The organism is Streptomyces sp. NPDC059743, from assembly GCF_042732975.1.
Lineage (GTDB): Bacteria > Actinomycetota > Actinomycetes > Streptomycetales > Streptomycetaceae > Streptomyces.
In genome coordinates this window covers 130,640-141,041 of record NZ_JBHWGS010000013.1, presented here as the reverse complement: position 1 = coordinate 141,041, position 10,402 = coordinate 130,640, and the positions used below count along the sequence as shown (strand labels likewise).

At 69.3% G+C, this 10,402-nt stretch carries 9 protein-coding genes; 3 read left to right on the top strand and 6 right to left on the bottom strand.

What is annotated here, in order from left to right; translation table 11 throughout:
* Positions 1-42 precede the first annotated feature (42 nt).
* The 6 genes from ACFV6H_RS23650 to ACFV6H_RS23625 all read right to left on the bottom strand — a co-directional run bounded on the left by ACFV6H_RS23650 (position 43) and on the right by ACFV6H_RS23625 (position 7,004).
* The gene (locus ACFV6H_RS23650) at positions 43-1,302 is read right to left on the bottom strand and encodes a M48 family metalloprotease (RefSeq protein WP_385545348.1); all 1,260 of its coding nucleotides are present in this window, start codon (positions 1,300-1,302) and stop codon (positions 43-45) included.
* Between the two features lie 59 nt (positions 1,303-1,361).
* Entirely contained in the window at positions 1,362-1,874 is a 513-nt protein-coding gene (locus ACFV6H_RS23645; protein WP_385545344.1) for a Pycsar system effector family protein, read from the bottom strand.
* Complete coding sequence (locus ACFV6H_RS23640; RefSeq protein WP_385545340.1) at positions 1,871-2,968, bottom strand: PE-PGRS family protein; 1,098 nt, start codon at positions 2,966-2,968, stop codon at positions 1,871-1,873. The genes ACFV6H_RS23645 and ACFV6H_RS23640 overlap by 4 nt, the downstream gene beginning before the upstream one ends.
* A gap of 29 nt (positions 2,969-2,997) precedes the next feature.
* Entirely contained in the window at positions 2,998-5,187 is a 2,190-nt protein-coding gene (locus ACFV6H_RS23635; protein WP_385545337.1) for a hypothetical protein, read from the bottom strand.
* Positions 5,184-6,095: a hypothetical protein gene (locus ACFV6H_RS23630; protein ID WP_385545334.1), complete on the bottom strand. Its 912-nt coding sequence runs from the start codon at positions 6,093-6,095 to the stop codon at positions 5,184-5,186. Before ACFV6H_RS23630 ends, ACFV6H_RS23635 begins: the two co-directional genes overlap by 4 nt.
* A 192-nt stretch (positions 6,096-6,287) precedes the next feature.
* Positions 6,288-7,004, bottom strand: coding sequence for a Crp/Fnr family transcriptional regulator (locus ACFV6H_RS23625; protein WP_385545331.1), 717 nt, complete (start codon positions 7,002-7,004; stop codon positions 6,288-6,290).
* A 373-nt stretch (positions 7,005-7,377) separates the two neighbouring features.
* Here ACFV6H_RS23625 and rpsL point away from each other — a divergent pair, with 373 nt between their 5' ends.
* The 3 genes from rpsL to fusA are packed head-to-tail and all read left to right on the top strand — an operon-like array spanning position 7,378 to position 10,387.
* On the top strand, positions 7,378-7,749 hold the full coding sequence (gene rpsL / locus ACFV6H_RS23620; RefSeq protein ID WP_003948652.1) for a 30S ribosomal protein S12: 372 nt from the start codon (positions 7,378-7,380) through the stop codon (positions 7,747-7,749).
* A gap of 2 nt (positions 7,750-7,751) precedes the next feature.
* On the top strand, positions 7,752-8,222 hold the full coding sequence (gene rpsG / locus ACFV6H_RS23615; RefSeq protein ID WP_030742163.1) for a 30S ribosomal protein S7: 471 nt from the start codon (positions 7,752-7,754) through the stop codon (positions 8,220-8,222).
* Positions 8,223-8,260: 38 nt separating this feature from the next.
* Positions 8,261-10,387: an elongation factor G gene (fusA, locus tag ACFV6H_RS23610; RefSeq protein WP_093589345.1), complete on the top strand. Its 2,127-nt coding sequence runs from the start codon at positions 8,261-8,263 to the stop codon at positions 10,385-10,387.
* Positions 10,388-10,402 lie beyond the last annotated feature (15 nt).

Here is a 10,402-nt window from a genome sequence, read left to right as displayed (position 1 = left end):
CGCCCTCCGGCATGTCCGGGACCGTGCGTGCCCGTGCCCGGCTCAGCGGTGCTGCGGGTATGGCTGAGGCTGGAGATACGGCTGGAGGTGGTGCAGCCGGGTGTAGTGGTCCGGATGGGACGAGAGCAGCTTCGACAGGGCGCTCTCCTGTACGGGAACACCGCCGCGCCGCGCCATGGCCTCCCGCTGCTGCTCCGCCAGATGAAGTTTGTGGAGCACGGCCGCGAGCATCGGCGCGAAGCCGAGAGCAGCCGCGTGCTGGTCGGCCCGTAGCTCGGCGCGGCGGCCGACGGCGGCCAGCGCGTACGGCATGGCGAGCACGAGCAGCGGAAGCCCGTACAGCGAGCTGATCGTGGCCATGGCGAAGGCGCCGAAGACCAGCAGCACCATGCCGACGCCGAAGCAGGAGAAGGCCCGCGAGACGGCGAGGACGATACGGGAGAACGCGCGCAGGAAGCGCCAGGCCATCCGGCCGGGCAGCGCGTACCAGTAGCCGAGCAGCGACGACCAGGCATGGCCTCCGACATGGTGGCCGAGCTCATGGGCGAGGACCGCGGCCAGCTCTCCGTTGGGCAACTGGTGCATGGCGAACCGGGTGACACCGACGATATGACCGGCCGCCGCGACCGCGTTGAGGCTGTCGCTGTCCTCGATCCAGAGCTCGTACGTATCCGCCTCGACACCGGCACGGGCGGTGACCTCGCGCCAGACCGGTTCGAGCAGGGCCCGCTCCTGGGGCAGCGGATGGCGCAGGCCCAGCAGCCGCCGGGCGATGACGCTCTCGGTCGGCCGGTGGAAGACGAGCACACCGCTGGCCAGCCAGACGAGGATCAGCAGGACGCCGAAGCCGCCCAGGAACGGGGAGGGCAGGGCGACCACGAACAGGCTGCACAGGAAGTTCGGCAGATGGAGCAGCAGACTGCCGACGGCGGTGGCGTCCGCGCCGCGCTGGTGCTCGGCGATATGGACGCGGCGCTGGTCGAGGGTGAGGTGGTGAGGGTGTGTGGCCGGCGGTGTGGTGGGTGCGGTGGGGACGACGGGCGGTGTGGGAGGTATCGACGGCGGCTGGATCGTCTGCGGTGGCGTCGGGACCTGAGGGTAGGACGGCTCCTGTGGGTACGCGGCGGCTCGGGGATCGCTGGGTACGTGCGGGTACGCGGGGGCCTGCGGGGACGGGTATGCGGGCGCCCGGGGATACGCGGGAGCCTGTGGGTAGCTGGGCGCCTGCGGGTAGGGCGGTGGTGAGGGTGGTGTACCCAGGTCCGGGACCTGTGGGTAGGCGGGTTCCGGCGGTTGTGTCATCGGTCGGTCCTCGTAGTGAGCGGTGTACGGAGAGCGGGTGGTGGTGGGGAGCCGGTCGGTCAGCCGATCAGCAGCGAGCCCGGGATCAGCAGCGCGCCCGAGCAGAAGGCGATCAGGCCGATCCGGATCCACTGGTGCTTGCGTGCCGCGATCCGGCTGGTCTCGGTCAGGGCCGTCACCAGCGCGGCGGCGGAGGTGCGTTCGGTCTCGATGAGCGCCGTCTCCAGCCAGCCGCTCCGCGCGGCCTGGTGGATGTCGCCGAAGTACGAGAGAGGCTGCCCGGGCGCCCAGCCTCTGGTGCGGTAGCGCGGCAGCACCGCCATCAGCAGGGCGAACAGCGCGAGGACCAGGGCCAGCGTCCCGGTCCACCAGGCGGTCGTGCCGGGTCCGGAGAGAGTGTCCGGAGTCCAGACACCGCCCGCCAGCAGTCCGCTGAACACACCCGCGGTCACGCCGAGGGCGGCCACCAGTACGGACGCCTTGCTGTCGGCGCGCGCGATCTCGACCCGTAACTCGGTGAGCAGTCGCTCGGCGAGCGGCTTCGCGGGAGTGAGAGGCGAGGTGTCGGTCATACGGGACCGCCGCTCTCGCCGGGCGCTGCGGGCCCCGCGGGCGGCGGTCCGGCGTCGCCGCCGACGGGCCCGGCGGGAAGAGCGCCCGGCTGGTCCGCCTGGCCCTGGCCCGTCCGGCCCGGCTGACCTGCTCCGTTCGCCAGGTCGGGCATCTGCTGGCGCATCAGCTCCGAGACCGTCCTGAGCGCCTGCCTCGCCGGTTCCGCCTTCTGGTAGTCCTCCAACTGCTCGTTGTTCAGCAGCTCCAACTGGCTGTGCACCAAGGCGAGCTGTTCCTGCCGCATGCTGCTCATGGCCAGCCGGGTGTCCTCCGGATGCGCGGCCAGATGCAGCGCCCAGGCGGCGACTCCGCCGTGCTGTAGGTGGTACTGATAGAAGTTGATCTTCTCCGTCATCAACTGCCGCTGCTGCTCGGCCCGCAGCAGCTCCAGTTCATGCGCCTGCCGCGCCTGCTGGAGCTGGAACTCGTGCTCCGGAGCCAGCATGTCCCGCTCGTACTCCAGGCTCCGCCTGCGCCTCCGGTGCGCGATCGCCTCGTCGTCCAGCCGCAGCCGTACGGTGCAGGTCACCTGGAGGCCGACGTCCGCCGCGAAGCCGCCGTCCTCCAGCGCCTGCTGCACCGCGATCTCGGCGTCCCGGCTCTTCTCGATGGAGAAGCCCCGGCTCACCGGCCGCGCGAACTGGTGGAACTCCCGGTCCAGCCGGGTCGGTACGTCCCGCTCGCCGCCGGCCACATAGCGCGCCGGATCGGCGACACGCCAGGTCAGATCCGCGGTGGCGCCGAAGGAGAACGCGTCGTCGTCGCTGGGCAGCTCCAGCTCCAGCCGTACGGGATGGTTGCCCATGTCCACCTCGTACACGGAGGTGTACCAGCGGCTCGCCGCGTCCGAGCGGCTCGGCCGGTGCGGCGGGAGATAGGTGTCGTAGGCGCCCTTCGCGGTGACGAAGACCAGCGCGTGGTCGATCGGCGTGACCGGTTTACGAGCGGTGTACTCGAAGCGCGAGATCGGCCGGACGGTGAGGACCGGATCTCTCAACTGGCTGTGCCGGTCGGCCTGTTGCTGCCATTCCGGCTGTCGGCGGAGGTCCGCCATGGCGATTCAACTCCTTGGTGCGAGTACGGTCAGGTGAGTACGGCCAGCAGATGCGCGGCGGCTCCCGGCGGCGGCCCGCCGTCCGCACCGCGCAGCGTGCGCAGCAGATGGCTGAGCCGCTGCTGATCGGCCGCGGTACGGATCAGCTCCGGCAGCAGCGCGGCGAGCGCGCTCTCCACATCCGGGCGCCGGTCCGCCGCGCGCACCCAGGCCCGCAGCGACTCCAGCGCGTCCCTGGTGTGCGAGAGATCGCCCAGGGCGGTACGCCAGAGCGTGGCGAGATCACGCCGTCCGTCCGGTTCGGCGGCGCCGTTGTCGGCGTACCACTCCAGGAGGCTGTCCTCGTCGACCGTGGCGCAGGAGCGGGTGAACGCGGTGAGCGCGAGGGTCCGGACGGCGGGGGAGTCCCGCTGGACGAGCCGTACCAGCTCGGAGAGCATGTCGGCGCGGCGGCCCGCGGACAGCAGCAGCGTCGTGGACCGGAAGAGATGCTCCGTCTCCGCCTCGCCGCTCTCCTCGTCGGCGGCCCGCGCGGCCAGCGCGTCGAGGGCGGGCCCCACCAGTTCGGGACTGACCGGAGCGAGCAGCGCGAAGGCGCGGATGGCCGTCCAGCGGCGGGCGCCGTGTGCGTCCGCGCACCACTGGCTCAGCAGCCTGGGCACGGCGGGCGCTCCGGTGAGATGGGCCAGCGTCAGGGCGTTCGCCGCCATCAGCCGGGCGCCGAGACCTCGCGAGGTGGCCCAGCCGTCGATCAGCAGCGCGACGGTGGACGGCAGATCCGCCTCCGCGAGCAGCGCGGTCGTGGCGGCGGCCCGGGTCCGTACCAAGGGCCGGCCGTCGCGGGCGAGATCCTTGAGCCACTCCACCAGGGCCGGCCGGGCGGACGGATGGGCGGTCCAGACATCGCTGAGCAGAGTCCGCGCGGTGCGGCTCTCCCGGAATTCGGCCATGTACTGAGGCACTTGGCCCCACTCCGTCTGCTCGTCGCGCTGCTCGCCACGGGCCCGCGCCAGATGCAGCCGGTCGCCGACGGAAGGGCCGAAGACCGGGATCTCGGCGGGCTCCTCGGGATGGTTGAGCTGCTGGAACCGTACGAAGAGCAGATCGCCCAGCTCGGCGGCGAGGACATAGGGCGCCCGGTCGAACACGGCCAGCGAGATCAGGAACGCCTTGTCCCGGAGGGAGAGATCGGTGTCGGTGAGCCATTCACGGCACTGCTGCTCCACGGTGGCCCGGCTGAATCCGGCCAGGGCCTCGCGGGCCTGCTCGCTGCCGTCGTACGCGGCGAGATCCGCGGCGAAGGCGGCTACCTCGGCGAGCCGCTGATGGCCCTGGGCGAGGAAGTCCCGTACGGGCGGGAGGCCGAGCAGCCGCTCCACCTCGTCGGAAGCGGTGGTGTGGGCGGCGCCGGTGGTGCTGGTGGTGTCGCCGGCCGCGGCGATGCGTCGGGTGAGATGGGCCCGCAGGACCTCGGCCGAGGCCGGCGCCTGCCAGGCGCAGGTGGTGACGGCGTGGACATACGACCGGTCCCGTACGGTGATCACCAGATAGCTGTCGCGCTTGACGAGCTGCTCGCGTACGGCACGTACGTGGATGTCGCGCAGCGGCCTGTTTCGGGACAGCGAGAGATCGCAGAGCACATGGCCTCCGGCGTCGGCGAGCCCGGTGGCGAGCGACTTCGGATGCGTCTCGGGATCCAGGTCGCGTACGGTCATGACGCCCAGCCGGTACAGCAGCATCCAGGCGGCGGCGCGGCGGCCGGTCGAGTGCGCGCCCGACAGGACGAGAACCCGCTCGGTACGGAGCCGGCGCAGGGCCGCCTCGAAGAACTCCTTGTCGCCTTCGACGAACACCTCGGCGAGACGGTCGAGTTCGGCGCGGGAGATCTCTCCGGAAGGGTTTTCGGGACCGAGCCACGACGGGCCGTGATGGTGGATCTCGGTCTTGCTGCCCATGATCACGTCACGGCCGACCTGCCCGCCGGAGACGCCGTGCTGGGCGCCCGCGACATAGGAGCCGCCGAACGCGGTGGAGCGGAGCATGAACTCCGGCGCGTGGGCGAAGAGTTCACGCTGGGCGGCGCGCGCCTCCTGCGCGTGCTCCTCCTCGGGCCGCTCGCCGTCCTCGGGCGGCTGAGGCTGTGGCTGGTGCGGCGACTGCTGGTCCGCCGAGGCGGCGGGAGGCGGGACCGGGCCTGCGGGCGGGGCCTGCGGGATCATGACCGCTCACCTCGCTCGGCGTCGGTGGCCGGGCCCGTGCTTCCGCCCATGACGACATCGCCGCCGACCCAGCCTCCCGAGACACCGGTCTGGTCGCCCATGACCAGACTGCCGCCGAAGGACGGCGAACCGCCGAAGAACTGCGGGCCGGGCGCAGGGCCTGCGGGCGCAGGGCTCACGGGCGCAGGGCTGACGGGCGGCGCGACCGCGCTCGGAGCGGTGGTCGCCGTACCGCCGTCGCTCCCGTCACCAGCCCTGCCGCCCTCGGTGGAAGCCGGCGCCGGTCTCCCCCCTTCCACCCCGTGGCCGCCGGTCCCCGACCCGGTGGCCGCCCCCTTCGGCACCGGACCGTGCAGCCAGGCCGGCAGCGGCCCGTTCTTGCTGCCGACCGTGACGGGATGGAAGTCGCTCGCCGGAATACCGGCGTACTCATGGCGCACGATCCCGGCGTGCACCGGCTCGGAGACACAGAGGACGAAGTCGTCGGACCGCTCGCGCAGCGCCTCCCGCAGCAGTTCGGCGTCGAGCAGCCGGCACGCGTGGTTGAGGTCGGAGCCGACCCATCCGCCGTGCCCGTCGATCGCCACATAGCCGGTCGCGAGGACCGCCCGCAGCCGGATCTGGGCGGAGCTGGACGCCATCCTGTTGGTCGCCCTCAACTGCGCGGGCACCTCGGTCAGCAGGGCCCGGAGCAGCCTGGCGACCGAGGCGTTCGCGTCGATCAGTTCCATCACGGCGTCGCCGCGGTCCGCACGCCACCGCTGCGGCTCGTCGATACCGGCCGTCTCCAGGGCGCGGTCCGCGATGTCGTAGAGCATGCGGCGCAGATAGGTCTGCTCCACATCGTCGCGGTCGCTGTACTTCTCGATGTCGAGCAGCAGAATCGTGCGGCTCACAGGGTCGGTCATGCTGCGCCTCTCGGTGGGATGCCGTGGTGCAGCAGCGTGGTGCCGGAGCGCTCCCTGTGGTGAGGGCGGATGACGCACTGGAAGTGTGACCGTATGCACAGAGTCACCCGCGCGATGCCCGCGCTCGCACAGAGTGACCGTAGGTGGCGTAAGTGGCGTAAGTGGCGTAGGTGGCGCAGACGGTACGGACGGCTACGGCGCGTCCGGTCCCGAGCGTGCGATCTGCCGGAGCACCTCCGGCCGCAGGATCAGCATCGTCCGCCGGCCCGTGACGACCGCCTGCCGGTCCCGTAAGTCCTTGAGCAGCCGCTGCACCATCTCTCGCGAGGCGCCGACCGACCCGGCCAGTTCCTGTTTGCTGAGCGGTACGGAGAGTTCGATGCCCTCCTCCGTGCGCCGCCCGTGCGTGCGCGCCAGATCGAGCAGCAGTACGGCGAAGCGCTCCCGTACGCTCATCGAGCCGAATTCCAGCCGCCGCCGGTCCGCCGCTCTGGTGCGGTCGGCGGTGAGTCCGAGTAATTTCAGCGAAACCTGCGGTGAACGGGCGAGGTATTCCCGGAACCGGTCGTGCTCGACGGCGACCGCCTCCACCGGTTCCAGCGCGGTCACGGTGGCCGCCCGTACCCGGCCGGTGAGCGCCGCGGACTCGCCGACGATGTCGCCGGGACCGCGCAGGGCGAGCAGCGCCTCGTACCCGTTGGCGGCCGATGCCGTCACCTTCGTCCAGCCGTGCAGGATCAGCAGCACATGGGTGGACGGTTCGTGCTGGTGGATAAGAGGCGTACGGGGGACGAAGCGGAGGGCGCGGCCCAGCGCCAGCAGCGCCGCCCGGTCCTCACGCTCCAGCCGGGCCAGAAACGGAACGCGGTCGTCCAGCCCCGCGTCACCCGGTAATTCCGATACAGACATGGGCTCCCCCGATCGTCCTGATGAACAGGACAAGCTACTGAAGGTGACGGGTACATGCAGGAAGAACGGCCGGTTTACCCTGGGAAAGCGGGAATCCCGGCGTGGCGCCTTTCCCTCTGCCGTACGGCGTGTCCGGCCCAGGGCATTTGTTTTGACCGGAGTCGATGAGGTAGGTACGCTCAGACCTTGTGCCTGGGGTGTGCCTGGGCTCCTGTGCGTGTCTTCAGCCGCATGGCGAGTTCGAGTATCGGCCACCGTAATCTGCGCCTTCTTCGCCTACGGCGGGGTCATGCAGCATTCGACACACCCGACCGCGTGGGTCGGAGTCGTTCCAGGTTAGTTGTACTAACGGCACACAGAAACCGGAGAAGTAGTGCCTACGATCCAGCAGCTGGTCCGGAAGGGCCGGCAGGACAAGGTCGAGAAGAACAAGACGCCCGCGCTCGAGGGTTCCCCGCAGCGCCGCGGCGTCTGCACGCGTGTGTTCACGACCACCCCGAAGAAGCCGAACTCGGCCCTCCGGAAGGTCGCGCGTGTGCGTCTGACCTCCGGTATCGAGGTCACGGCCTACATCCCGGGTGAGGGACACAACCTCCAGGAGCACTCCATCGTGCTCGTGCGAGGTGGCCGTGTGAAGGACCTGCCTGGTGTTCGTTACAAGATCATCCGCGGCTCCCTCGACACCCAGGGTGTCAAGAACCGCAAGCAGGCCCGCAGCCGCTACGGCGCCAAGAAGGAGAAGTAAGAATGCCTCGTAAGGGCCCTGCCCCGAAGCGCCCGGTCATCATCGACCCGGTCTACGGTTCTCCTCTTGTCACCTCGCTGATCAACAAGATCCTGCTCAACGGCAAGCGTTCCACCGCCGAGCGGATCGTGTACGGCGCCATGGAAGGTCTCCGCGAGAAGACCGGGAACGACCCGGTCATCACGCTGAAGCGCGCGCTTGAGAACGTCAAGCCCACGCTTGAGGTCAAGTCCCGCCGTGTCGGTGGTGCCACCTACCAGGTGCCGATCGAGGTCAAGCCCGGTCGCGCCGCCACCCTCGCACTCCGCTGGGTCGTGGGTTACTCCCGCGCCCGTCGCGAGAAGACCATGACCGAACGCCTCATGAACGAGCTGCTCGACGCCTCCAACGGTCTGGGCGCCTCGGTCAAGAAGCGTGAGGACACGCACAAGATGGCCGAGTCCAACAAGGCCTTCGCGCACTACCGCTGGTAGTCGCTACCCCCATCGAGACCGAGAGAAGATTGAGCCTCATGGCCACCACTTCGCTTGACCTGGCCAAGGTCCGCAATATCGGGATCATGGCCCACATCGACGCGGGCAAGACGACGACCACAGAGCGCATCCTGTTCTACACCGGTGTGAGCTACAAGATCGGTGAGGTCCACGACGGCGCTGCCACGATGGACTGGATGGAGCAGGAGCAGGAGCGCGGCATCACGATCACGTCCGCCGCGACCACCTGTCACTGGCCGCTCGAGGACGTCGACCACACCATCAACATCATTGACACCCCGGGCCACGTGGACTTCACGGTCGAGGTGGAGCGTTCGCTCCGCGTGCTCGACGGTGCCGTCACCGTGTTCGACGGTGTCGCGGGTGTGGAGCCGCAGTCCGAGACGGTGTGGCGTCAGGCCGACCGTTACGGCGTGCCCCGTATCTGCTTCGTCAACAAGCTCGACCGGACCGGCGCGGAGTTCCACCGCTGCGTCGACATGATCTCGGACCGCCTCGGCGCGACCCCGATCGTCATGCAGCTTCCGATCGGTGCCGAGATGGACTTCAAGGGCGTCGTCGACCTCGTGACGATGAAGGCCCTCGTCTGGTCCGCCGAGGCCGCCAAGGGCGAGATGTACGACGTCGTCGACATCCCGGCCACGCACACCGAGGCGGCCGAGGAGTGGCGCGGCAAGCTGCTCGAGGTCGTCTCCGAGAACGACGACGAGCTGATGGAGCTGTACCTGGAGGGCGTCGAGCCCACCGTGGAGCAGCTCTACGCCGCCATCCGCCGCATCACGATCGCGTCGGGCAAGTCGAACGACACCACCGTCACTCCGGTGTTCTGCGGAACCGCGTTCAAGAACAAGGGCGTTCAGCCCCTGCTCGACGCGGTCGTGCGCTACCTGCCGTCGCCTCTGGACGTCGAGGCCATCGAGGGCCATGACATCAAGGACGCGGAGCTGGTCGTCAAGCGCAGGCCTTCGGACGACGAGCCGCTGTCGGCGCTGGCGTTCAAGATCATGAGCGACCCGCACCTCGGCAAGCTCACCTTCGTCCGGGTGTACTCCGGCCGTCTGGAGTCCGGCACCGCCGTGCTGAACTCCGTGAAGGGCCGCAAGGAGCGCATCGGCAAGATCTACCGTATGCACGCGAACAAGCGTGAGGAGATCGAGGCGGTGGGCGCCGGCGACATCGTCGCCGTGATGGGCCTGAAGCAGACCACCACCGGTGAGACGCTGTGCGACGAGAAGAACCCGGTGATCCTGGAGTCCATGGACTTCCCGGCGCCGGTCATCGAGGTCGCGATCGAGCCCAAGTCCAAGGGTGACCAGGAGAAGCTGGGTGTCGCCATCCAGCGGCTCGCGGAGGAGGACCCCTCCTTCCAGGTGCACACCAACGAGGAGACCGGCCAGACCGTCATCGGCGGTATGGGCGAGCTTCACCTCGAGGTCCTCGTCGACCGTATGAAGCGCGAGTTCCGCGTCGAGGCGAACGTCGGCAAGCCGCAGGTCGCTTACCGTGAGACGATCCGCAAGGCCGTCGAGCGGGTGGACTACACCCACAAGAAGCAGACCGGTGGCACCGGCCAGTTCGCCAAGGTGCAGATCTCGATCGAGCCGATCGAGGGCGGCGACGCCTCGTACGAGTTCGTGAACAAGGTCACCGGTGGCCGTATCCCGAAGGAGTACATCCCTTCGGTCGACGCGGGTGCTCAGGAAGCCATGCAGTTCGGCATCCTGGCCGGTTACGAGATGACCGGCGTACGTATCACACTGCTCGACGGTGCGTACCACGAGGTCGACTCCTCCGAGCTGGCGTTCAAGATCGCCGGTTCGCAGGCGTTCAAGGAGGGTGCCCGCAAGGCGTCCCCCGTGCTCCTGGAGCCGATGATGGCCGTCGAGGTCACCACGCCCGAGGACTACATGGGCGATGTGATCGGCGACATCAACTCCCGCCGTGGCCAGATCCAGGCCATGGAGGAGCGGGCCGGTGCCCGGGTCATCAAGGGCCTGGTGCCGCTCTCGGAGATGTTCGGCTATGTCGGAGACCTCCGAAGCAAGACCTCGGGTCGCGCAAGCTACTCGATGCAGTTCGACTCCTACGCCGAGGTTCCGCGGAACGTCGCCGAGGAGATCATCGCGAAGGCCAAGGGCGAGTAACTCTCCCGAGCTCAC